Origin of the sequence: Staphylococcus nepalensis, from assembly GCF_014635045.1 — a bacterium.
Classification (GTDB): Bacteria; Bacillota; Bacilli; order Staphylococcales; family Staphylococcaceae; genus Staphylococcus; species Staphylococcus nepalensis.
Genome location: NZ_BMCF01000001.1, coordinates 289,110 through 313,891 on the forward strand (window position 1 = coordinate 289,110; position 24,782 = coordinate 313,891).

General features: G+C 33.4%; 19 protein-coding genes and 1 pseudogene. 3 read left to right on the top strand and 17 right to left on the bottom strand.

Annotated features, from left to right (window positions below; all coding sequences use genetic code 11):
* Positions 1-115: 115 nt before the first annotated feature.
* From IEU88_RS01465 to IEU88_RS01475, 3 genes are all read right to left on the bottom strand, one after another.
* On the bottom strand, positions 116-1,030 hold the full coding sequence (locus IEU88_RS01465) for an ABC transporter substrate-binding protein (RefSeq protein WP_096808459.1): 915 nt from the start codon (positions 1,028-1,030) through the stop codon (positions 116-118).
* A gap of 431 nt (positions 1,031-1,461) precedes the next feature.
* Positions 1,462-1,962 carry a GNAT family N-acetyltransferase gene (locus IEU88_RS01470; protein ID WP_096808458.1) on the bottom strand — a complete coding sequence of 167 codons (501 nt, stop codon included), beginning with the start codon at positions 1,960-1,962 and terminating at the stop codon, positions 1,462-1,464.
* 74 nt (positions 1,963-2,036) lie between these two features.
* Complete coding sequence (locus IEU88_RS01475) at positions 2,037-2,744, bottom strand: SDR family oxidoreductase (protein WP_103373591.1); 708 nt, start codon at positions 2,742-2,744, stop codon at positions 2,037-2,039.
* Between the two features lie 197 nt (positions 2,745-2,941).
* Between IEU88_RS01475 and IEU88_RS01480 the strand changes: the two genes are divergently transcribed.
* Positions 2,942-3,211: a DUF1413 domain-containing protein gene (locus IEU88_RS01480; protein ID WP_096808456.1), complete on the top strand. Its 270-nt coding sequence runs from the start codon at positions 2,942-2,944 to the stop codon at positions 3,209-3,211.
* 214 nt (positions 3,212-3,425) lie between these two features.
* Here the strand turns inward: IEU88_RS01480 and IEU88_RS01485 are convergent, their stop codons facing one another.
* The 6 genes and pseudogenes from IEU88_RS01485 to IEU88_RS01510 form a co-directional block, all read right to left on the bottom strand.
* On the bottom strand, positions 3,426-3,617 hold the full coding sequence (locus tag IEU88_RS01485) for a hypothetical protein (RefSeq protein ID WP_096808455.1): 192 nt from the start codon (positions 3,615-3,617) through the stop codon (positions 3,426-3,428).
* Between the two features lie 323 nt (positions 3,618-3,940).
* Positions 3,941-4,789: pseudogene (locus IEU88_RS13850) on the bottom strand (SDR family oxidoreductase).
* A gap of 12 nt (positions 4,790-4,801) precedes the next feature.
* Positions 4,802-5,851 (bottom strand): mannonate dehydratase, encoded by a 1,050-nt coding sequence (gene uxuA, locus IEU88_RS01495; protein ID WP_103372982.1) that lies wholly within the window; start codon positions 5,849-5,851, stop codon positions 4,802-4,804.
* A gap of 19 nt (positions 5,852-5,870) precedes the next feature.
* On the bottom strand, positions 5,871-7,298 hold the full coding sequence (gene uxaC / locus IEU88_RS01500) for a glucuronate isomerase (protein ID WP_229718970.1): 1,428 nt from the start codon (positions 7,296-7,298) through the stop codon (positions 5,871-5,873).
* 4 nt (positions 7,299-7,302) lie between these two features.
* Complete coding sequence (locus IEU88_RS01505; RefSeq protein ID WP_103372984.1) at positions 7,303-8,706, bottom strand: MFS transporter; 1,404 nt, start codon at positions 8,704-8,706, stop codon at positions 7,303-7,305.
* A 593-nt stretch (positions 8,707-9,299) separates the two neighbouring features.
* Positions 9,300-9,941 (bottom strand): bifunctional 2-keto-4-hydroxyglutarate aldolase/2-keto-3-deoxy-6-phosphogluconate aldolase, encoded by a 642-nt coding sequence (locus IEU88_RS01510; RefSeq protein WP_096808452.1) that lies wholly within the window; start codon positions 9,939-9,941, stop codon positions 9,300-9,302.
* A 585-nt stretch (positions 9,942-10,526) separates the two neighbouring features.
* On the opposite strand from IEU88_RS01510, the gene IEU88_RS01515 reads away from it, so the two are divergent.
* Together IEU88_RS01515 and IEU88_RS01520 are read left to right on the top strand one after the other, a co-directional pair.
* Positions 10,527-11,372: an HAD hydrolase-like protein gene (locus IEU88_RS01515; protein ID WP_103372985.1), complete on the top strand. Its 846-nt coding sequence runs from the start codon at positions 10,527-10,529 to the stop codon at positions 11,370-11,372.
* Positions 11,373-11,375: 3 nt separating this feature from the next.
* Positions 11,376-13,100 carry a glycoside hydrolase family 3 protein gene (locus IEU88_RS01520; protein ID WP_096808450.1) on the top strand — a complete coding sequence of 575 codons (1,725 nt, stop codon included), beginning with the start codon at positions 11,376-11,378 and terminating at the stop codon, positions 13,098-13,100.
* A 221-nt stretch (positions 13,101-13,321) separates the two neighbouring features.
* Here IEU88_RS01520 and uidA read toward each other — a convergent pair whose 3' ends face one another.
* The 8 genes from uidA to IEU88_RS01560 all read right to left on the bottom strand — a co-directional run bounded on the left by uidA (position 13,322) and on the right by IEU88_RS01560 (position 24,643).
* Positions 13,322-15,115: a beta-glucuronidase gene (gene uidA, locus IEU88_RS01525; protein WP_103372986.1), complete on the bottom strand. Its 1,794-nt coding sequence runs from the start codon at positions 15,113-15,115 to the stop codon at positions 13,322-13,324.
* Positions 15,116-15,152: 37 nt separating this feature from the next.
* The gene (locus tag IEU88_RS01530) at positions 15,153-16,556 is read right to left on the bottom strand and encodes an MFS transporter (RefSeq protein ID WP_096808448.1); all 1,404 of its coding nucleotides are present in this window, start codon (positions 16,554-16,556) and stop codon (positions 15,153-15,155) included.
* 524 nt (positions 16,557-17,080) lie between these two features.
* The gene (locus IEU88_RS01535) at positions 17,081-18,295 is read right to left on the bottom strand and encodes a helix-turn-helix domain-containing protein (RefSeq protein WP_103372987.1); all 1,215 of its coding nucleotides are present in this window, start codon (positions 18,293-18,295) and stop codon (positions 17,081-17,083) included.
* Between the two features lie 142 nt (positions 18,296-18,437).
* The gene (locus tag IEU88_RS01540; protein WP_103372988.1) at positions 18,438-19,511 is read right to left on the bottom strand and encodes a YkvI family membrane protein; all 1,074 of its coding nucleotides are present in this window, start codon (positions 19,509-19,511) and stop codon (positions 18,438-18,440) included.
* A gap of 430 nt (positions 19,512-19,941) precedes the next feature.
* Positions 19,942-20,715, bottom strand: a complete 774-nt coding sequence (locus IEU88_RS01545; protein WP_103372989.1) for an SDR family oxidoreductase — start codon at positions 20,713-20,715, stop codon at positions 19,942-19,944.
* A 118-nt stretch (positions 20,716-20,833) separates the two neighbouring features.
* Positions 20,834-22,192: a gluconate:H+ symporter gene (locus tag IEU88_RS01550; protein WP_103372990.1), complete on the bottom strand. Its 1,359-nt coding sequence runs from the start codon at positions 22,190-22,192 to the stop codon at positions 20,834-20,836.
* Between the two features lie 189 nt (positions 22,193-22,381).
* Positions 22,382-23,938, bottom strand: a complete 1,557-nt coding sequence (gntK, locus tag IEU88_RS01555) for a gluconokinase (protein ID WP_096808444.1) — start codon at positions 23,936-23,938, stop codon at positions 22,382-22,384.
* Between the two features lie 24 nt (positions 23,939-23,962).
* Positions 23,963-24,643, bottom strand: a complete 681-nt coding sequence (locus IEU88_RS01560) for a GntR family transcriptional regulator (RefSeq protein ID WP_096808443.1) — start codon at positions 24,641-24,643, stop codon at positions 23,963-23,965.
* Positions 24,644-24,782: the final 139 nt, after the last annotated feature.

Consider the following 24,782-nt stretch of genomic DNA (forward strand, 5'->3'; position numbering starts at 1 on the left):
TTCAATTACTTTGAATATATCTTTATTGAACATAAAAGCAGGAGTGATTTTGTGAATTTCACACAATCACGCCTGCTTTATTTTATCGATATAAATACAAGTTTTTAAATAATCATTATGACTTCATAAGTTCTTTTTTAAATAATTCTGCTTGTTTTTCGACAGAAATCAAGTCTGCATAAATAGCTTCGTCCATTGGATAAAAAATGACATTATCATTTTTTACAGCTTTATTGTTATGCCATATATCAGAGTTTACAAAGTTATTATTCGGTTTTTGGCCATCTTCAGTTGGTACTAATAAATAATCACCTGAGTATTCATTGAATTTTTCTTTTGGCACTTTCATGTATTTTTCTTTTGGCATCACTTCTTTAGCTTCAGGATCTTCTTTTAAGCCAAACCCTTCGTATATTGCTTCACTACCCCGCCCAAACCTGGGACCGAATTGGTAAATATCTTTAGCTTGGATATCCATAATTGAAAATGTTTTATCTTCACCGATATGTGATTGGATTGCTTTACCATCTTCCGCTAATTTTTTCGAAAGCTTGTCGGCTTGTTTTTTAGCTTTTGCTTCTTGATTGACTAACTTCCCTATTTCGATATGTGTATCTTTGTAATCCATATTTTGAACTTTAAGTGGCACAGTTGGTGCTATTTTCGATAACTTTTTATTATTTTTATTTTCTTTATATGTAATGATTAAATCTGGTTTCAATTTGGCTGCCGCTTCAACGTCCTCTGGGTCAATCTTTTTAATTTTATCCATATTTAAATATTTAGAATCAGGAAAAACACTCGTTATCGCAATAGGTTTAACACCTAATTTTTTAAAATTGCCATAATTGGCAGTTAATACTAATACCCTTTTAGGGTTTTTTGGTATTTTAACTTTACTACCATCATCCGTAGTATAGGATTTTGTACCTTTGTCCTCTTTAGAATTGGACTTACTTGAATCATCCCCGTTGCCGCATGCTGCTAAAAATAATATTAAACATAACATTGTAATTAAAATTCTTTTCAAAATAATGACCTCTTTCATAATATATTACTTTCATTATAATTGAAAACGATTATCAATATCAACTTAATTATTATTATTTTTAAAATAATAGTTATGTAATAATTTCATGTTTATTATATAGACGTTATTTAGTAAATTAACTTTTCATATTATGATACTTAACATAAATCACTGAAATAAAAATCTTTCACCAATTCACTATAATGTACAGCTATATAATATATTACCGCAATACAATAAGCGTAGGCATGTAATTGCATTATTATACTACTGTCTAGTAAAGAGGCTATATCTCATATACATATTTCAAATTAGGCATTTACAGCATATAACAAAAATTCAGGCTAAGACATTTAATTAATGTCCTAGCCTAGTTTAATTTCATCTATTATTATGTTTTTTATCTCTTATTAAAAGTAAATCACTTTAAACTACAGTTCCAATATCATTAAATCTTCATCGTAATAAATAGTACCATCGTATAGCGCTTTAGGTTCTACACCATATTTGCTAAAACCTAATTTTTTATACAATGAAATAGCAGCGTTATTTTCCGAAAGTACTGATAAGTTTATCGTTTTAATTAAACCTTGTTCAGTCACAACATCAATTATTTTTTGAATTAATTGTTGCGTGATGCCTAACTTTCTATAATTTGGGTCACAGTAAACCCCGACTAAATTACCTTTATGCTTAATTTTATTTAAGGTTTCGCTATAAAAAGTTGCAAAACAAACCAATTTTCCGCCATCAAACGCACCTATCGTAAAATGGGTAGAAGTACAAACTAACCTTTTTTTAAAATTTTCAATGGGGAAATTAATTTCTCGTTGATACGTTGATGCAAACCCTCTAGGATCCGTTTGAAGTGATTTCAAACGAAGTGAACGATATGCTTCTACATCATTGATATTAAGATACCTAAAATTCATTGTCTTCCTACTTTCCGTGGACGATATACATGTCTAATTTGCCGAATGATATCCAAAGGCATCAGAAAAATAGCTTAAACTGGCCTAACTGTTATTTCATTTACATTCACATGGCTTGGTTGTTGTAATGCATAAACTACTGCTTCTGCAATGTTTTGAGGGTCTAATTTCTTACGTCCTCCCCAATCTGTATCTCCGCTTAAAGGTGTATCCACCATGCCAGGAGATATGCTCGTAACGCGAACGCCTGTTTTAGCTAATTCCTTTTCTAATCCTTGCGTAATCGTATGTACAGCTACTTTTGTAGCACTGTAAATTGTACTCGATTTCGTGACTTCAAAACCAGAAATAGAAGCAATATTAATAATATGTCCACTGGATTGTTGTAAGAAAGTTGGCAAGACTGCATTAATACCATATAAGGTGCCTTTTACGTTTACATCAATCATTGAATCCCACGCGGTTACATCACCTTCAGAAATAGCGGAAGAAAGCATTTGTCCTGCGCTATTAACCAAGATATCTACATGACCAAACTTATCCTTTGCATACTGAACTAAACGTGCTACATCGTTTTGTTGTGTTACGTCGACTGTTAATAAGTCAATATATGTAGCATTCTCCTTAGAACGAATATGATCAGCAACATCTTTAAGTCGTGTTTCGTTACGTCCAGATAATAATACTTGTACACCCTTATTAGCTAATTCCTCTGCTATACTAGCACCTATACCACTGCTTGCGCCAGTAACGATTGCAACTTTATTTTCTATTTCAACCATTTAATCTTCCTTTCATTTCATTATTATTTATATTACTAAATTACCCTATTCACATGTATTCTACCATGGATAACCGCTTACAAAACAAAAATTCATCTTATTAAGAAGCACTTGCTATATTTCATAATTAATTATAAAGTGGGTATATAATACATATCTTAATCATTATTTCATCATATCGTTAAGGAGGGGTTATTATGGACTTTGAAGACAGCATCACACAATTAAGACAATCCATTGATAGAACCAGTTTTAGTTTCCGCTTTGAACAATTATTTGTTAAAGAAGATTGGCTTAAACTATCATTAACTAAACGACAACAATTAGAACGTGAATTCCGCAAGTTTGTAAACGAAAGTGATAAGTTACGCATTCCATACGCTTCAGAAGATCACATTCGAATGCGTATGTATAATGCTGTTTATGACTATAATGAAATCAAACATAACTTTAAAGCTTATGTTTAACATTAAAAACGTTACATGAACTTAAACGACATATAATACAAGAAAAGCCTACATTACTAAATGAACAGTAACATAGGCTTTTCTATTTTTTAAGGGCTCTAAATAAATCATGAAAGATGATACTAGGGAGAAAAATATGCATGAAGTTGAATACAAATCATACGATGAAAGATACGTGTATTCAACTTCAATACTGCTAGATGAATACAGCATATTAATTATTGACTAGTAGCTTTTTTTCTAAACCATAGTTGTATATTTTTTCTGCATCAATATAAGCTATATAATCAATACTTCTGTATCCATCTTTAATATCATTGATAATACCTTGGTTCACACCCGTACGAGTGTAAATTTCATAACTGCTTTCATTTGAAAAAATGACTTCTTCAATTACTTTTCTCATTTAATAATCACTCCGTATTTTTTCTTTCGTTAAGCATTGGTATCTTCTACACTCTTATCATAATCTATAATATTAAGAATTAAAAGGTTTTTGTGATTCATTTCACAAATTTATCACTTTTCATCTTTTTCTCTTTTTTTAGCTACCATTCAGATTGACAATCTTAATTTCCTTAATGCTAAAAATACTTTTGTTAGGTCTTTCATAGGTGTTCATAAAAAATGATTTATGCTTTATCATTTTTTGAACGCATCTGCGGTTATGCTCAGTTCGCACTTATACAATTTATATACAAGTTCTATCTTTTACATTCTAAAGTTTATTTAGACGCCTGAATATGCATTAAATTCGCCATCTACGGGTAAGACAACACCATTAACAAAACTAGAGGCTGGCTTACTTATTAAAAATAATAATGCGCCTATCAATTCATCAGGTTGCCCAAACCTTTTCATAGGTGTTGCGTTCAATATTTTTTGAGAACGCTCTGTATAAGTTCCATCTTTATTTAAGTGTAGTGATTTATTTTGATCTGTTAATAAAAATCCAGGTGCAATCGCATTAACGCTTATATTCGTTTGTGAGAAATAAACACTTAGCCATTGGGTGAAATTACTTACTGCAGTTTTAGCACCACTGTATGCCGGTATTTTAGTTAAAGGGCTAAACGCGTTCAAAGATGAAATGTTAATCATTACTGGTCCTTCTTTATCTATCATATCTTGTGCAAACACTTGTGATGGAATAAATGTACCTATAAAATTTAAATCGAAGATGAAACCTAGAGATTGTTCATCTAAATCAAAAAATGTTTTCAAATCTTTTTGACTGTTGACATCGTATCGCTCATCGTCTGTGGTACCTAGGGGTGGTTCTCCCCAGCGCCATTAATCAAAATATCTATCTTGCCAAATGTATTGTGGACGATTGTCTTAGCTTTTTCTACTGCTTTTTTGTCTATAACATTAGCAACAATGAATATTGCTTTACCTCCCATACCTTCAATGCGTTTGGCTACTGCTTCACCTTTTTCTTGATTCATACCAATGATTAATGATTGCAACATTAGCACCACATTTTGCTAAGGATTTTGATCATTTACTTCCGATAACGTCGGCGCCACTTGTTATCACAACTGTTTTATACGTTAAGTCTACTTTAAATGGTAGCATGTAACAGCCTCCTTATACTTGATTGCTTTTTTGTATTGCTTCATATAAACCATTTAAATATGTTGCACCTAGAGCGCGATCATATAAACCATATCCAGGCTTGCCTATTTCTCCCCAAATCATGCGTCCATGGTCAGGCCGAATGGGCCCTTCATACTCAAAATCATGTAATGCTTTAATAACTTTATACATATCGATTGATCCCTCTTCAGATAAGTGTGCAGACTCTTGGAATGATTTATCTCCAACTAATTTCACATTACGCGCGTGAACGAAATGTACGCGCCCTTTTTTACCAAAATAGGTTAGCATATCTGGAAAATCATTTTTCTTATCTGAACCTAGCGATCCGGAACACATCGTTAAACCATTATGTTTTGAAGGATGTAATTGAATAAAACGTTCTAGATTTGCCTTACTCGTTATAATTCTTGGTAAGCCAAATATATTCCAAGGTGGGTCATCTGGATGAATGGCCATTAATATGTCTTCTTCTTCTGCTACTGGGATTACTTTATTTATAAAATATGCTAAATGTTCCCATAATTTTTCTTCATCTATCACTTTATACGCCTCAAAAAGAGACGCCAAATCTTCTTTAGAATAACTTGAATCCCAACCAGGCAATGATAATTCTCCTTTTAGTGGGTCCATTTTAGCAATGTCATATTCATTATATATCAGTGCTGTAGAACCATCTTCTAACCGATAATCTAATTGAGATCGTGTCCAGTCAAAGACAGGCATAAAATTGTAGCAAACTACTTTGATACCGGCTTTTCCTAGGTTACGTAGGGTTTGACAATAATTTTCAATATATTGGTCTCTAGTCGGTTTACCTAATTTAATATCTTCATGTACTGGTACACTTTCTATCACTGAAAGTTCTAAGTTTGCTGATTCAATTTCTTTTTTCAAAGCGCTTATTTTTTCAAATGGCCATACATCACCTACTGGAATATCGTAAATCGCACTAACAATACCTCTCACACCTGGAATTTGCTTAATATACTCTAAACTGATTGGATCATCTTTCCCGTACCATCTAAACGTCATTTTCATAACAAATAGCAGCTCCTTTTCAAATTAATTTAAAATAATAATATGCATTGTTGTAACAAATATTTTCTATTAATTTTTTGAGTAACATTGGATCATTTGGAATTTCACCAATTTCTACTAAATTCCCTATAAATGTACATAAGATTCTACGGAAATAATCATGTCTCGAATATGAAATAAAGCTTCTTGAATCTGTTAACATGCCAACAAAGTGCATTAATAACCCTTGATCGGCGAGTGAAGTCATCTGATTTAACATGCCGCGTTTTGTATCATTAAACCACCATCCTGCACCGTGTTGTATCTTACTTTGGATGCCTGGTTCGTTTTGGAAATTTGCAATTGTTGAACCTATAATGTCATTAAACATTGGGTTCAAATTATAAAGTATTGTTTTAGGTAAATGACCTTCGGATGCCATCATATTGAGCAAATGATTTAAATTGAATGCTAAGTTTTGTTGATCACGAATGGAATCAAATCCAGCATCTGGACCTATTTCTTCAAATCCTTGACTATTATTATTTCGTATTGCGCCAAAATGTATCTGCATAACCCATTCTCTTTCGGCGTAAAATTTACTTAATTCGTTTAATAAAAAGGTTTGGAATTGGGCATTTTCGTACGATGTTACAATTTCCCCTACTTGACCTTTTTTAAATATGTCTTGAATTTCCTGTTCAGTGTAAGGTTGATATTCTAATGTATTCAGTCCATGATCTGCTAGTCGTCCGCCTTTACTATGAAAATATACTATCCTTTGCTCCAATGCATCTATAAATGTTGAAACATCACGAATGGGTTGTGTCAATGCGCTCAATGTGTCAATAAATATGACAAATGCTTTTTCACCTATTTTAAAAGCAACATCTGGTCTAAAGGCAGGTAATACTGTTGTCTTAAATTTTGTTTGAGCTTTGATTTCATCATGGTACGCTAAATCATCTGTAGGATTATCCGTTGTACAAATTAATTGTACATTAGACTGTGTAATTAATGTTTGTGTCGTCACGTGGTTTTCTTTTAAATATTGGTTCACTTCATCATAAATACGGTCAGCATTTGCTTCGTTTAAAACTTCATGTACATTAAAATACATTGCAAGTTCTAAATGAGACCAATGGTATAATGGGTTCGCTACAGCATTTTCTAACGTTTGTGCCCATTTTCTAAACTTTTCTCTGGGGTGTGCATCGCCTGTAATATAGTATTCATTAATGCCTTGAGCTCTCATGGCTCTCCATTTATAATGGTCTCCACCTAACCATAATTCTGTAATATTATCGAAGTGTCTGTTATCGCTAATTTGCTTAGGATCTAAATGACAATGGTAATCATAAATAGGCATATCTTTAGCATAATTTTGATACAATGATTTTGCTGTCTCATTGTGCAACATAAATGTTTCAGTGATAAATGATGTCATAGTATTTTTATTTCCTTTCATTTCATTAAATTTCTTCTCTTAAAGCGAGTTCTTTAACAATTTGTTTGTGACGTTTATCTGTTAATGGATAGCCAAACAGGAATATAAGTAATGCAATTAAACATCCTACGCCAGGCACACCAAAAAATAATATTTTAAGACCAGTTAACGTTTCCGCTGATTGGGCAACATTCGGTTGATATCCTATCATTGTCAGTGCAACACCTGGAATAAACCCAGCTAACGCTTGCGAAATCTTACGTGTGAAACTATAGCTTGAATATGTAATCCCTTCAGAACGAATGCCAGATTTCCATTGTCCATACTCTACAACATCTGCAATGAAAGCCCATGTCACTGTGTTAGGAATCACGAGAAAGAATGAAGAGATTGTGTTTACAATTAAGAAAGTAGTAAGATGACCCCCAAAGTATATAAAATTCAAAAACTCACAAATTACAAACCCACCGATACCTATAATAGCGGTCATCTTTTTACCAACGCTTTTACTTAACAATGTTGTTAAAAATAACGCTGGTATTAAAACAATAAAATTCAAAGTACTAACTAATCCTACTAAATTAGGTGCGTCCATCACATACTGGAAGTAATACAATTGAGATGACTGTTTCAAAAACATCGCCATAATCGTTAATAATGTATAAATTGCCAAGATTGCAAAGGCACCGTTGTTCAAAACACTCAAGAAAGCTTTTTTCCCTAATCCTTTTTGTTTCGGTCTTTGAATGACGTGTCTTTCCTTAACATTTTTATAACAAGTTAAATGCAAAATAACACCAACTACTGCCAGTATTGCTACTGCTACAGGATAACCAATCGCGTGGTTTGGAAATTGATTAACTAAAGGAATTACCACAATGCCAGCAACAAACAATGCAGCTTGTGAACCTAAATTTCTATATACAGATAGTTGCGTTCTATCTTCTGAATTAACTGTCATGGATGCTGAAAGTGAACCATAAGGTATATTCACGCAAGAATACGCTGCGTTAAATAACATATACGTAGCAAATGCCCAAATGACTTTTCCAGTTTGATCTAAATGAGGTGAAATAAATGATAAAACTGTACAAATTGCTAGAGGCACTGTTCCATAAAGTATAAAGGGCCTGAATTTACCGCGTTTGCCGATATTGGTTCTAGAATCTATATAAGTGCCTACGCCTGTATCTACAAAAGCATCAAATATTTTAGACACTAGGAAAACCAATCCTCCATAGAATGCAGATATCCCTAATATATCTGTAAAAAATTTTAATAAATAAATTTGCCCCATATCGAACATCATACCGTTCCCTAGATCTCCCAAACCGTATGATAGTTTTTCTTTAAATTTCAGTTTGGGTGTAGCTATGTTTTCAAGTCTACTTTGAGTTGAATGTGCTTGCTCGGATGTTTTAGAAACCATAACCTATCTCTCCCTAATCGTTTAATATCGTGGTTGCCTATTATTGTTCATGTCATGCGATTAAAAACACTTTAGTTATAAACTGTCACACTATGTTTATAAAACATAGATGCATATCTCATTGGATTCACATTTCTATACCAAACCCTTTCATTCTTATATAAATCGTTTCCTCAAATCTACTGATCTCGTACAAATTTCAATTGCTAAACCAAACACATCATGGGTATATATCATCTTTTTTCTTAGAAAAGTAATTAATGTAAACGTTTTCTAATAGTGCTAAAATTTTTTCTACTCTATATGCAAACTCATTTTTGTTTCGTTCACCCTTTAACAATCTCCAATTGAAACGATAATGTTAACAACCGACAGCACATCAATATTTTTTAATTTATGTACATTTACTATCTGTATGACTGTCTACTGGGTTGTTTACAAAACACACGTTAATGATAATTCTGACTGTCGCAAATCACCTAGAGACTAGATTTATATTTGTATTACTCATATCAAATAAGACTACTCGTTCTATTTTGAATAAGTGATAGCTTAGCGTTCGTACTATGATTTGGAATGTGATGACGCGCATGCTACTTATGTCGTATTGATTGAAATTTCTGTACAAATTCACGTGTTTGGGCCACAATGATATCTTCTTCGCCTTCTTTAACATTTCGGGTTAAAGCACTACCAATACCGATTGCAAAGGCGCCATTATTATACCACTGTTCCATATTTTCTAACGAAATACCACCGGACGGCATCATTTTCGCTTGTGGTAACGGACCGTGGACATCTCTTATAAATTTAGCCCCTAGTAGGTTACCAGGGAACAATTTAACGACTTCAACACCATGTTGAAGTGCGTTTGTAATTTCTGTTACTGAACTACACCCAGGTAAATAAGGAATTTGGTATAAATGACATATATGAGCTACTTGTACATCGAAATGTGGGCTAACAACGTAACGCGCACCATTCATAATGGCTATACGTGCTGTTACTGCGTCTAATACTGTACCTGCACCAATAACAACTTCTTTGTTAAACTTCTTTGTTAATGCTTTAATAGCCAATTCTGCATAAGGTGTTGTAAACGTTATTTCTATATTCAGAATACCACCTTCAATTATTTTTTCGCTTTTTAATATTGCATCTTCACTGGAATTCCCTCGGACAACTGCAACCAGATAATTATCGTTCATTTGTTGTAAAATACGTGTCTTTTCCATGCTGCTGCTCCTCTTCGTTTTATTTACATCGCTCAATTTAATTATATTTTTTATCTAATTCTAGTCAATTACTATAGTATGTATACATAACTTTGCTTCATTTATTTCAATACGCATTCGCTCGCCATAATAACTTGAAAAGTGTTGATAGTACTATATATTTGTATATTTTTTCACAATGCATAGTTAAACAATATTTTCTTAAATAAATGTTGTTTCCTACAACCTATATGGCGACTATTTTTGGTATATTCGATGTATTTTATAAATAAAATGACTTTTTTTATAAAAAAATGTCATAAACTGGCAACTTTGTGAATTTAATCACTATTTCCCGAGGAAATGGCTAGTTTTTTTTAAATATGCGTGCTAACTTTAACAGTATAAAGAAAGCGCTTTATTATATTTTAACCTTCACAGCGAATTGTCGTTTCACACTTGAAGCAAACCATTATTAATTCATTTCTTTGAGTATGTAACATACATAGCTTATCTATTATTCAATGAATATAAAGAAAGTGCGTGTCTATATCTTTAATTAAATAATCATAATGATTGTAATTTTATTTGAGAGGAACATTTAAAATGATTGATTCTTTACCGAACTACCAACCTAAGTTCAAAAAACTAATTTGTGTTGATTCAGACGGATGCGCTATTGATTCTATGACAATAAAACACGAGCGTGCATTCGGCCCTGCACTTGTTGCAGAATGGCAGTTAGAAAATATCCAGTCTGAACTATTAAAACGATGGAATGATTTAAATTTATATGAAATCACTAGAGGTATTAATCGTTTTAGAGGATTAGAACGTATGTTAAGTGAACTTGTTGAACAAGGTATAAACATTGAGGGATACAAAGATATTAAGCATTGGGTCCAAACAACACATGCCTTCTCTAATCCTGCATTGGAAGAAGCGATACAAGCGAATCCTAATCAAACCGGATTAAAAAAAGCACTCTCTTGGTCGCATAACGTCAACGCTATAATCAAAACATTACCAAGCATAGGCCCGTTTAAATATGTACAGGAATCGTTGCAAAGTGCTTCAACTTTTGCTGATATCGCAATCGTATCGTCTGCAAATTTATCAGCAGTAGAATATGAATGGGAAACTTACAAGCTTACGCCCTATTTAAGCGGTATGTTTGCACAAGAAGCAGGCACAAAAGAATACTGTTTAGCACAATTAAAGCAGCATTATAATTTAGAAGACATCATTATGTTAGGAGATGCTAAAGGCGATTTAGAAGCAGCTCAATCACATAATATGTACTTTTATCCGATACTTGCAGGCCATGAAAACCAATCTTGGCTCGATTTCAACAATAAATATCTAAAATTATTTAAAGAAGGTAAGTTCAACCAAGAGATACAAGAAGCATTAAAAGATTTATTTTTCAATAATTTTGAAGGAGAGGAATAAATTATGGTTAAAGTAGATTTAACAGCAGCACCATATTATTTAAATACGGATCAGATAACATGGGTGGAAGAAACACTTAACAATTTAACAGATGAAGAAAAAATAGGTCAGCTATTTTTTAATTTATTTTCATTAGAAGGTGGAAAAAAATTCTACGACGCCGACTTAACTAACGAAGATGTGCTTAAACGCTACCATATTGGAGGCGCACGTTATGAAGGTGGCAATAAAGAAGATGTGCAACACTTACTTAATGACTTACAAAAGCATACAAAAGTGCCCGTACTTGTAGCAGCAAACTGTGATTCAGGTGGTAATGGGGCATGTAAAGACGGTACCTACATAGCAAGTGCTGCACAATGTGAAGCAGCACAAGATACAAAAGTTGCCTATAACGCTGGCCTAGTATCGGCACGTGAATCTTCTGCATTAGGAGTGCACATTAACTTCGATCCTTGTGTTGATATTCTAAAAAATTGGCGTAATACGATTGTTAATACACGTTCATATGGCACAGATGCTGAAACAGTGATTAAATATTCAAGCGCATTTATAGACGGTTTTAACGCTGAACGTAACATGATCACGTGTATTAAGCACTTCCCAGGTGACGGTACAGAAGAACGTGATCAACACTTAGTGCTTGGCGTAAATGAATTAACAACACAAGAATGGGATGATAGCTTCCGTAAAGTTTATCAACATCATATCGATCGTGGTGTACAAATGATTATGGCTGGTCATATCGCACAACCTGCCTATTCGAAAAAATTAAACCCTAATCTTGAAGATAAAGATATCTTACCTGCAACGCTTTCTTCTGAGCTCATCACTGACTTATTAAAAGATGACATGAAATTTAATGGTTTAGTCGTTACCGATGCAAGTCACATGCTCGGTATGACCGCTTCCATGCGCCGTGAAGATTACGTCCCATTAGCAATTGCTTCCGGTTGTGATATGTTCTTATTTTTTAATGATTTAGAAGAAGATTATCAATTCATGCTTAAAGGCTATGAGAAAGGCGTTATTACTGAAGAACGGTTAAATGACGCAGTACGACGCGTACTAGGGTTAAAAGCACAGTTGAGCCTTCATAAAAAACAAAAAGATGGTTCAATTATTCAACCTAAAGAAGCGTTGGATATCATCGGTTGTACGGAACATTTGGAAATGCGTGCAGAAGCTGCAGATCTAGGTATTACGCTTGTAAAAAATACTTTAAACCAATTACCTATCCGTCCTGAAACGCATAAAAATATTATGCTTTATGTCATTGAAGGTGAAAAAGACGGCATTTACAAATCTGCTAACAACGTAGCAGACGATATTATTAAAGAACTTGAATCTCGAGGGTTCAACGTCACATTAAATGACGGTTCCACACGTATTAAAGGCAAAACGCTAGCATACCGCAACAACGTAGATGCAGCTTTAGTATTTGCAAATATTATTGGCTATGCAGCAGAAAACAACTACCGTATCAAGTGGGGCACTGCCATGAGTAATGAAATTCCATGGTACGTACATGAAGTGCCAACTGTGTTTGTTTCAACTAATTTCACTACACATCTACACGATGCAACAATGGTTAAGGCATATATTAACGCATACCATTCAAATCATGAAACAATCAAACAAACTATTGATAAAATCATGGGCGAGAGCGAATTCAAAGGCGCCTATAACGACTTAGTATGGACAGACAAATGGCAAGCAAAATTATAACCCATTATACCTGTTATCATGAAAAAATAAAATTATCAAAAAATAATAATCCTTTCAGAGTACACACAATAAGTGAAAACTTTGAAGGGATTGTTTCATCTTAATTTTAGTTATATTATATATTTCACAATTTCATTAAATAAAAACCACCTCAAATTTTACGGCTAATAACAAAATTTGGGGTGATTATGATAATATTTATTTTTATTGAGTGCGGTAACTTATGATTTATAACCAAAATCAGGTATATTTTCCCAACGCTTTTTAAAGTAATGCGCCACTGCTTTAGGACGTCGTTCACGTGTGAAGATACCTTTCTTATTTCCTTGAACTCTGATAATATCCGTAGATGTTTCAAAATCTGCAAAATTCCATGTTTGTTCACCAATAAACTGCGGATATCCATCTATTACTTCGTGGTTTGCTTCATAATATCGAACTTGATACTCTTCAGTAAATAATTCATCACTAATTGCATGTATCCCCGCTACCGTATCCGCTCCATATTCCGTAAACATAATCGGTTTATCTGGTTGTTTTTCAGTCCATCCATCTAATTCTGTTCTCAGGGCTTCTTTAGCTGCTACCAAATCACCTGTTTGTGTATACCATCCATAATATCTATTCAGACATAGTACATCTACTAAATCTTGTACTTGGCATGTGTCTGGTTGCGAAGTTAATATGGTAACTATTGTGACTGGTCGGTGTTGCGGGTCACATGCACGCGCTAAATGAACTAACGGTTCAAAATATGCTTTTGCCCCCGCTTCGGTAGAAGCAGGCTCATTAGCAATGGACCACATGACTACACAAGCATGATTTTTATCACGTTCGATTAACCCTTTAATCACTGATTCATGCGCTTCTTTCGTACCAATTTCTTCAAAAGTATTTCTTAAAGTAACACCAGACAATATCGTGCTAAAGTTAAGATGCACACCAACAGCTGTTGTTTCGTCTATTACTACAATACCTTGTTCATCTGCTAACCGCATCATCTCTTCAGAATATGGATAATGAGACGTTCGGAATGAATTACCACCAATCCACTTAATCAGATTAAAGTCCATTACATTTGCAACTTCATTTAAGCCGCGTCCGTTGTAATATGTGTCTTCGTGTTTTCCGAAGCCTTTAAAATAGAATGGTCTATTATTAATTAAAAACTGCCCTTTTTTTACTTCTACAGAACGAATGCCAAAGCGCTCAGCATAACTATCTATTATTTGATTATTATCTAATAGCGTCACTTCTAAATGATATAAGTAAGCATTTAATGGTTCCCATAAGTGAGGTTGCTCTACTTTAATAGAACCGTTAAAACCAGATGTTTCAGCAACAATATGACCTTCTTCATCGATTAATCGAACTAATACTTCATCCACTGTGGCATTGGTAACAACCGTATAACCTACTTCTGCTATATCGCCTTTAAGCTCTGGTATAATTTCAATATCTTCTATAAACGTTCTAGGTGTTGTATAAATTTTAACAGGTCTATGAAGCCCAGCATAGTTAAAGAAATCAAAATTAGGTTTGTTCTTTTTAATTAAATTGCCATCTTTATCTGTCGTTTCACTATAGTCACCAACGGGTAAAGTGGTTTCGTCTAATATATTATTTACACATACTGTTAAGCGATGCTGTCCTGAATAAAACTGGTCATTTAATTCTACTTCAAAGGGCAAGAAGCCACCTTGATGTGATGTAACTTCTTGGCCATCAATATAAACAGTTGCTTTGTGAGTTGCTGAACCAAACCGTAAAACAATGCGCTCATTTGATAAAACTTTAGGTATCGTAAATGTTCTTTCATACCAAACATTTCCAACATGATTACGTATGTTTGTCGTCACGCCTTGGTCATTATACGAACCCGGTACTGCCATCACTAAATCAGTATTTAAGGGTCGTGTTACGTCTATCGTGTCATGATTACCTTCTAACTTAAACTGCCAAATACCGTTTAAATCAATAATGCTTCTGTGTTCATTCGTTACTGGATATAGCATATCGATGCTCCTCTCATAATATTAAAATGTGAATTATCTATATTTCTTCTCTAAGCGCTAATTCTTTAACAATTTGTTTGTGCTTCTGATCCGTAAGTGGATATGCAAAGAAGAATAAGATCACTGCAATTAAACAAATTGTTGCGGGTACGACAAAGAATAAAACTTTCAAACCAAATATTGTATCTGGTGTCTGAGCCGCATTAGGGACGTAACCAATAATTGTTAACGCCATCCCTGGTATAAAACCTGCTAAACCTTGGGAAATTTTTCTTGTAAAACTATAACTTGCATAAATAATACCTTCAGATCTTAGCCCTGATTGCCATTGTCCATATTCTACAACATCTGCAATAAATGCCCATGTCACCGTATTTGGAATAACTAAAAACAATTGTGCAATCGTATTAATAATTAAAAACGGTACGATTTGTTCTGAAAATAGTGAGAAATTTAATATTTGGAAGATGATAAAACCACTTACACCGATGATCGCTGTCATCTTCTTACCTACTCGTTTACTTAAAAACGTTGTAAGGAACAACGCTGGTATTAATACAATAAAATTCAATGTACTCACAATACCAATTAAGTTATCGAATCCCAGTACGTTTTTGTAATAATACAGTTGTGCACCTTGTTGTAAGAATAAAGCTGTAATCGTTAATAAAGTATAAATGGCTAAAATAATAAATGGTCTATTTTTCAGTAAATTAAAAAACGCTTTACGACCTAGCCCTTTAATTTGAGGACGCTCTACTGTATGACGCTCTTTAACACCTTTATAACACAACATATGTAGCGTCACACCCGCAACCGCAAGAATTCCAACTGCAACTGGGTATCCGATGGCATGATTAGGAAAAAGACTCACTAAAGGAATGATAATAATACCTGAAATAAACATTGCACCTTGCGAACCTAAATTACGAAATACTGATAATTGTGTACGGTCATCCGCATTGATTGTCATTGAAGCAGATAATGAACCATAAGGAATATTAACGATAGAATAAGCAGCGTTAAATAATAAATATGTTCCAAACGCCCAAATAATCTTACCTGTTTCACTTATATCTGGAGAAATAAAGGTCAGCACCGTTAATATTGCTAATGGAATACTGCCATATAATATAAACGGTCTAAACTTCCCACGTTTAGAAAAATTCTTTTGATTGTCAACAAGCGTCCCTACACCCGTATCTACAAAAGCGTCAAAGAACTTAGCCACTAAGAATACCAGTCCACCTATGGCTGATGGAATTCCCAATATATCTGTATAAAAGAGCAGCAAATAGATTTGCCCCATATCAAACATTAGTCCATTCCCTAAATCTCCAAAGCCATAAGATAATTTCTCTTTAAATTTTAATTTTGGTGATTCGATTTCGTTAAATTTTTTCAGCTTAGAATTTGCTGGTTTTAATCTCGCTGTAACCATAAGGATTACCTCTTTCCACTATCGAAATCAAAGTTATGAGCTTTAACTTTGTCATTTCATAGTCAGTTTTAATGATTGTGGCCCTCAATCGTTATATCATCCATAGGTTTGAAAGCGCTTTCTACTATAGATAAATTTTTTTACCCCTATAAATTAATTCGATTTTTATTATCGCGTGTTTACATCTTTAACACATTATTTATAGAGAGCTTACTTTTATTATATTTTTAAAATAATAACAGTCAATGAAATAATAACAACGTTGTTATTATTAAGTAGTTATCTTTTTAATTTCTTTTCATTTTGAACTATAGTTAAAGTCTGTAACAACGCCAATCGAAATTGATACGTTACTTTGTATATTAACCTGAGCGAGATACCTATTATATACCTCTATCTTAATGTGAAGTGGTTTAATTTTAATGTTTTTTTAAAGATATTATCATATTTTTGATATTTTTCTAATTTTATTTACAAATTTTATTTGTAATTATTAATTTTTACGTTTTTTTAACTCAAATTTATTAGTAGAATTCTTTATGCTCTATGCGATATTTCAATGGCGTCACACCATAGTGCTTTTTAAAACATTGAGTGAAGTAACTTTGTTCTTTAAAACCAACATAATTTGAAACTTCAGATACAGTCATTTTTGTGCGTGCTATTAAGTCGCGTCCTTTTTTAACTCTTAAAGTTGTAATAAATTGAGACAGTGACTGATGGCATTCTTGATTAAAAATCCTTGATAAATAACTCGGTGCTAAATCTACATAATTTGCTAACTCATCTAACGTTAAATGTGTATCTAAATTTCTTTCAATATATTGAATCACTTTACTTATTTTAGGACTATACGCGTTTGCTTTTATCTTCATAGCTCTTTCAGCGTATGCTTTAACAATCGAATGCGTTAATTCATCTAATAATTCAATATCCATTGTTTGATCAATCATAGTCGCGAATCTAGCTGAAATTTCATCAATATGAATCAAACTAACCCCTGCTTTTTCACCTGCTTTACGACATAACGTATTAATTAAATATGCTTTATATTGCTCGTTTGAAATATCGTCTTTAACTCTTCTCAAACCAGCGACAGATATATTCATATTATTTAAGATGGACAAAGCTTCTTCGACATTACCATTTTCAACCGCTGTCAGTAGCTGATTCTCTAAATGATAACGATATTCTATTTCTTGTAATGTGTAATCAATTTGTGCTTTAGATTCTGCTAATATTGCTTCATTAGTATGAAAACTAAAATCAATATCTACAGTTTCATAAACAATATTTCTCTTCTTTAAAAAGCGAATTGCTAAACGACACATTTTTTGTGCTTTAACATGATGGCATAGTGGTACTTTTAATAAGTATTGTTTCAGTATCGATAGTTTAGAAATTTTAATGTTCATACTTTGCAACATTTCATTACATTGCCGTTCATTTGGTCTTTTTTCCATATATGGCCCAATAATATAAACTTGTCTGTATTTTTTAAATTTGAAAATTAAAAAACTTACATTGAAACTATTTTTATAATGGTAAATTTTATTGCTGTGCATATGCACGATAAAATGTTTTAATTCGTTTTTAAATTGCTTCCTTGTTGTATTTATAAATGGTGTCTTGATATGGTTACTAATCCCCTTCATGTCATCCATATCATAACCTTCTAATTGAATACTTAATAATTGCAAAGCATGCATTTTCAAAATTTCTAGCGCTTCATCATTCATAAAAAAACACCCCATTCCTTATAATTGTATTATATCTAAATAATAAGGAATAGAGTATCAAATTAATAGAAAATTTCAAAAATGTTTTTCTTTACACTTTATAGACCATTATGATTTAAAACGTTTATAACAATATGGTTTTTTATTTATTTTTCTTTCCAAATTTCAATTTAAATGGTGCATAAAATAGGACGAAAATGAGAACTAAACCTAAATAACCAATTAAAGGATAGAAAATAGCTACAAGGTCTGTAAAGCCTACAAAACTTAAGCATAGTCCTACAAGCACTGTAATGGTATAGAATACTTTAAAACGCATAGAGTCTACTATCGTAAATCGTGTAGCGAATGCGTAAAACATACCTAAACCTGTATTGAAAATCATGCCAAATATCACGATTGCCATAACAACACCAAGTATTGGAGATATATGGTTCACAATGCCTAACATAGGCATTTCCATGTCGCCTACGATGTTAATTTGTGTGAAAATAGCTAAGTGACTTAATACAATCATGACACCTAAGGTTAAACCACCTAGTAGTCCACCAACAGCTGCGAGTTTGCTATTTTTTTCTGCTCCTCCCATAACGATTGCCATAGATGCGCCTACTGCTGTATTAAAAGAAGCATAATTGACACCTGCTACAAACCAATTCGGTAATGTAGATGGTTTAGCATCTGAAATTGTATCCAGTTCAGCAAATGGCACGTTTGTGGTTAAGAAACTATAAACCGAAATAATTAATATAAACAAAATTAAAAAAGGTGTAATATTCCCGATAACCTTAACGACACCTTCTACACGCAACATACCTGCAAGTATAATCAATATAGTCATTAAAATTGTACCGACGATTGATGGAAGTCCAAATTGCTGGTTTAAGTTTGAGCCTGCACCTGCAATCATTACCACGCCTACGCCAAATAAAGTGAAAATAATGACTAAATCAATAACCCAGCCTAGTATTTTTCCAAATAATGTTCCACCTGTGATATTATGTATGACATTTTTATGTGAGTCTGTGTTAAATCGGCTACCTAACCATACTAACATCATCCCCACATAAGCGAATAATGCTGTAGTGATGATCGCACCTAAAGTACCTAAAATACCAAAACTGGTAAAATATTGAAGTACTTCTTGCCCGGAAGCAAAACCAGCACCTACAATGACGCCAATGAAAGCACTTGCGATAAGTAATATTCTTTTCATAATTTCCCCCCTTATTGTGTCTACTATATACAAGTTAAGTGAAATTTCAACTGTAATATATTGATGTCACATTATGCTTTTTTGAAACAAACGCTTAGCATAGCTGTATATTTACGATTTGAAAATCACTATAATTATCTAATTTTATCATTTTATCTGTAAATTATGTTGAAATACCATATACAACTATATTTTTGGTACAAATGTACCAAAACTTCAAACCTATTTTTCAATTGTTATATAAAAAAAGCAGGCTAGAAATCACAAAAACTTTGACTGATTTCATATACCTGCGTTTTAAGCATATTAATTTATTTTAATACCTTTGGTTGACTGTATTTTGTGAAACAAACCCTTAATTTGATTGATAGGTTTGACCTATAGCAGTAAATGCTATAACGCAATCTACGTTTTTATTTCCTTTAATATACTATCTAAGTAAGTATCCACCATCAACCGGTAGGGAAACACCTGTAACATAATCTGACGCTTCACTTGCTAGGAAAATAAGTGGCCCCATTAAATTTTCAGGCACACCCCACTCGCCAGATGGAATATGACTTTTAATTTCTGGGCCTCTCACTGGGTCTTCTTCTAATACTCTTGTCATATCTGTTCGAATATAACCTGGAGATAATGCATTAACTTGAATGTTATATTCTGCCAACGCATCTGCATAAGCTTTCGTGATACCTACAACACCATGTTTGCTTGCTGCATATGGAAAAATATTTTTACCTGCGCGGTAGGATTGCATTGAGCCTATATTAATAATTTTTCCTGATTGTTGTTTCGTCATCACTTTAGCCACTTCGTGAGCCATATAATAAGATGAATTTAAATTGGTATCAATTACTTTTTGCCAATCTTCATCTTTGAAGTCTAGTACATTATTTCTAATCTGCACACCAGCATTATTGACAAGAATATCTATATTTCCCCAAGTAGTTACCGCTTCATCAACTACTTTTTGAGCAGCGCCTTGTTTCGTGATATCTTGTTGTATAAATGCTATATTGCCTTCATGATCATTTACCATTTGCTTTAAATATTCCCAAGATTGTGTCGATGAACTGACGATAGTTACATTTGCACCATACATTGTTAAAGCAATGGTATAATACATGCCTAATCCACGCGCGCCCCCCGTTACAATAGCGTTCTTGCCTTTTAAAGAAAAACTATTCAAATCAAATTTTGTCATCATTTACGCCTCTTTTCTCAATATTAATGATTTCTTTTAAAAAAAGTCCTTAACTATATCATACTGTTAAGGACTTAAAAAACAACTATTCATTCATACTGCTGTACTGAATATGACATTATACAAAAATACTTAGTATTAAAATAAACACGAGTCCTGAAACAGAAATCACCGTTTCAAGTAATGACCATGTTAAAAACGTCTCTTTCACAGTTAAACCGAAATATTCTTTAAACATCCAGAAACCTGCGTCATTCACGTGAGATAAAATAACACTACCAGCGCCAATCGCTAATACGACCAATGCAACGTTAACATCAGATGCTTGTAGTAGTGGTAACACAATACCTGTTGATGAAATCGCAGCTACTGTAGATGAACCTAAGGCAATTCTTAAAACAGCTGCAACGACCCACGCTAAAAGAATTGGTGACATTTCAGTACCTTCAAACATTTTAGCTATTGTGTCACCAACTCCGCCGTCGATAAGTACTTGTTTAAAAGTACCGCCACCACCAATAATTAGGATCATCATACCTATTGGATAGATGGCATTAGAAACTGAGTCCATTATTTCTGAATTTTTTCTACCTTGTTTCACACCCATCGTAATAATAGCAAATAATACTGCAATTAACATTGCTGTGCCTGCTGTACCTATAAAGTAAATGAATGATTCAAATCCATTCGTTGCTTCTTCATTACCAGTTATTAACTGAACGATAGTGGCTAGTAACATTAAAATAACTGGTGATATTGCAGTTAATAAACTAATTCCAAATCCTGGCATTTCAGATTCTGAAAATTCCTTTTGTGCGCCTAAAGCTGAAATGTCGCCTTCTCGGCTATAGGCAGAAGGTGTAATCTTTTGTGCTACTTTATTAAATAATGGTCCAGCCACAATTGTAACTGGAATCGCAATAATAATACCATAAAGTAATACATGTCCTAAGTTAGCTTGTAACTCTTTTGCAATAACCACTGGACCTGGATGTGGTGGTAAGAAACCATGTGTAACAGATAACGCCACAACCATTGGTAAGCCAAGTTTTAATTGTGAAACGTTAGCACGTTTAGCTATCGTAAATACTAATGGAATTAATAATACGAGTCCAACTTCAAAGAAAAGCGCTATACCTACAATGAAAGCTGCAACAAGCATTGCCCATTGTACATGTTTATGACCAAATTTTTTAATAAGTGTGTCAGCAATTCTTGTAGCGCCTCCGCCGTCAGCTAATAATTTACCTAATATAGCCCCTAAACCAAAAATCAACGCAATATGACCTAATGTACTACCCATACCGTTTTCAATGGTTTCAATAATTTTATCTAAAGGCATACCAAGTAAAATTGCAGTGACAATAGATGTAATAATAAGTGAAATAAATGTATTCAATTTTAAGAAAATAATAAGTGATAATAATACGACAATCCCTATAACCACAGTAATTAATGGCCAAATTGTTTCAAACATAATCGTTCTCCCTTTCAACACTGAAAACATCATCGTAAAGATATCAAACCGACTCTCTTTTTGATAACGCTTACTTTCGTGTTTAAAATTTTTATTTTTCTATTATGGTTAAAAGTACAGCTATAAATAGCTCTAGCCCAACTAGATGATTCAGTTCTATTTATAGCCTGTCTTTTATTTAATCTCTTTCTATTTTTGTTCCTTGTCTTTAGTTATATGTTCACGCTGAAACGTAGCGATTTCAGCATAACGGTCTTCTAAAGAGCGGCTTAAATTGATAAATATTGAAATCAGTTTCTGGTAAATTTTCACATTATCTTGATTAGGTTTATGATCATTTGTAGTTCCAACCATTTCTTCGATAATAGAAAAATCATCAATTTCACCAAGTGCTTTCATACCAAGCACGCAAGCGCCTAGACATGAACTTTCATAACTTTCAGGAACAATTAAATTAGTGTCAAAGATATCAGCCATCATTTGACGCCAAACTTCACTTTTCGCAAAACCGCCTGTTGCTTTTATTGTTGAAGGTGTTTCGTTCATCACTTCTATCAAAGCTAAATAAACGGTATAAAGGTTATAAAGCACACCTTCTAAAGCTGCTCTAATCATATGTTCTTTTTGGTGCGTTAAGGTTAAGCCAAAAAATGAACCTCTTGCGTCTGCATTCCATAACGGCGCACGTTCCCCTGCTAAATATGGGTGGAATATTAATCCATCTGCACCCGGTTTAACTCGGTTCGCAATTTTAGTAAGTACATCATATGGATCGACACCTAAACGTTTTGCCGTTTCGACCTCGCTTGCCAATAATTCATCTCGTAGCCAACGTAATACCACACCGCCGTTATTGACTGGACCACCAATTACATAATGATTTTCGGTTAATACATAACAGAAAATTCTTCCCTTGTAATCTGTGCGTGGTTGATCTATCACAGTTCTAATTGCGCCTGAAGTACCGATTGTGACAGCAACTTCTCCTTTTTTAAAAGCGTTGACACCTAAATTAGAAAGTACACCATCGCTTGCACCAACAACAATTGGTGTATCTTCATCTATGCCCATCAATGTTGCATAACGACGTTTCATTCCCTTTAAAATATGTGTCGTTGGAACAACTTTAGGTAACTGTGATGCACTAATACCTAATAATCTTAAAGCCGCTTTATCCCAATCTAAATCTTCAAGATTAAACATACCTGTTGATGAAGCCATTGATTGATCAATCACATACTCTTCAAATAATTGATAAAAAATATAAGTCTTGATATCAGCAAATATGGCTGTTTGGTTATATATTTCTTGTTGTTCATGTTTCATCCAAAATATTTTAGATAACGGAGACATAGGATGAATCGGCGTACCTGTTCTTCTATATATTGCATCGCCATCGTGTTTTTCCTTAATTTCTTCTGCGTATTTAATCGCACGGTTATCAGCCCATGTTAAATTTTCAGTTAATCGTTCATTACTCGCGTTCATTGCAATCAAACTATGCATTTGCGCACTAAATGAAATTAATTTCAAATCTTTTTTATCGATGTTCGCTTCTCTCATTACATATTTGATGGTCATTAACACGGCATCGAACAGTTCATCAGGATTTTCTTCTGAAACTTCTACGTTTGGTGTGTGTAAAGGATAACCGATATTATGTTTCATTATGAATTGTCCTTTTTCATCATAAAGGACAGCTTTAGTACTTGTAGTACCTATATCAACGCCAATCATATATTTCATGATTTTACCTCCTACTATCACTTCTTATTTTAACCAAAAACTATCAATATCTTCCCCAACGTCATCAAAGTTCAAATGAAATGCATTTCTAAGTTTTGTTGCATCTTTATCTGCAATCGCATCAATAAATACTTCGTGATTATGGTGGATTCGTTCAAAGTCTTCAGGTTTTTTATTCATACGTTCACGCATTGATAATAAAATAAGCGCTTCCATCACTGGCCTTAAGTTATTCCAAAACGTTTTCAAGTATTGATGCTTTGAAGCTAATATGGTTACTTCATGAAATTTCATATCATGCACTGTAAATGCTTCTGCATCCTCAAATTTCACAGCAACTTTCATCATCTCGAGCTGTTTTCGCATCTCTTTAACAATTTGTTTGTGATTACTTGCTTTAATTTTATTAAATGCAAAAGATTCTAACATAATTCTTAGATCATATAGTTCTTTCTTTTCATTATCATTAAATGGCAAGACATCTGCGCCCATACGCTCTAAATTAATTAATTGATCTTGTTTAAGTAGCTTAAACGCGTCTCTAACTGGAGAACGACTGACATTAAATTCTTTAGCGATTTGGTTTTCAGTCAGCAGTGTATCTGGCGTAATTGTCCCATCAACAATCCTCAAACGTATTTCTGAAGCAATCATTTCACCTTTAGATACACCTTCAAGCCATTGTTCTGGATATAAATATTTCACCGCGCCGTCACCTCATTATCAATTCGATATACTTGTATACAAGTATATTAATATACAAGCAACAAAAATGCAAACGCTTGCACTTTAAAATTCACGTCTTTATTTCACAAAAAAAGCGGCATGCCTAATTTGAATAGAC

Bases quoted from the DNA above. Each gene is read 5' to 3' on its own strand.
- uxuA (WP_103372982.1), bottom strand. From the start codon at position 5,851: ATGAAAATGACGTTTAGATGGTACGGGAAAGATGATCCAATCAGTTTA.
- IEU88_RS01550 (WP_103372990.1), bottom strand. From the start codon at position 22,192: ATGTTTGAAACAATTTGGCCATTAATTACTGTGGTTATAGGGATTGTC.
- IEU88_RS01485 (WP_096808455.1), bottom strand. From the start codon at position 3,617: ATGAGAAAAGTAATTGAAGAAGTCATTTTTTCAAATGAAAGCAGTTAT.
- IEU88_RS01515 (WP_103372985.1), top strand. From the start codon at position 10,527: ATGATTGATTCTTTACCGAACTACCAACCTAAGTTCAAAAAACTAATT.
- uidA (WP_103372986.1), bottom strand. From the start codon at position 15,115: ATGCTATATCCAGTAACGAATGAACACAGAAGCATTATTGATTTAAAC.
- IEU88_RS01530 (WP_096808448.1), bottom strand. From the start codon at position 16,556: ATGGTTACAGCGAGATTAAAACCAGCAAATTCTAAGCTGAAAAAATTT.
- IEU88_RS01545 (WP_103372989.1), bottom strand. From the start codon at position 20,715: ATGACAAAATTTGATTTGAATAGTTTTTCTTTAAAAGGCAAGAACGCT.
- IEU88_RS01535 (WP_103372987.1), bottom strand. From the start codon at position 18,295: ATGAATGATGAAGCGCTAGAAATTTTGAAAATGCATGCTTTGCAATTA.
- uxaC (WP_229718970.1), bottom strand. From the start codon at position 7,298: ATGAAAGGAAATAAAAATACTATGACATCATTTATCACTGAAACATTT.
- IEU88_RS01470 (WP_096808458.1), bottom strand. From the start codon at position 1,962: ATGAATTTTAGGTATCTTAATATCAATGATGTAGAAGCATATCGTTCA.
- IEU88_RS01480 (WP_096808456.1), top strand. From the start codon at position 2,942: ATGGACTTTGAAGACAGCATCACACAATTAAGACAATCCATTGATAGA.
- IEU88_RS01520 (WP_096808450.1), top strand. From the start codon at position 11,376: ATGGTTAAAGTAGATTTAACAGCAGCACCATATTATTTAAATACGGAT.
- gntK (WP_096808444.1), bottom strand. From the start codon at position 23,938: ATGAAATATATGATTGGCGTTGATATAGGTACTACAAGTACTAAAGCT.
- IEU88_RS01475 (WP_103373591.1), bottom strand. From the start codon at position 2,744: ATGGTTGAAATAGAAAATAAAGTTGCAATCGTTACTGGCGCAAGCAGT.
- IEU88_RS01505 (WP_103372984.1), bottom strand. From the start codon at position 8,706: ATGGTTTCTAAAACATCCGAGCAAGCACATTCAACTCAAAGTAGACTT.
- IEU88_RS01510 (WP_096808452.1), bottom strand. From the start codon at position 9,941: ATGGAAAAGACACGTATTTTACAACAAATGAACGATAATTATCTGGTT.
- IEU88_RS01540 (WP_103372988.1), bottom strand. From the start codon at position 19,511: ATGAAAAGAATATTACTTATCGCAAGTGCTTTCATTGGCGTCATTGTA.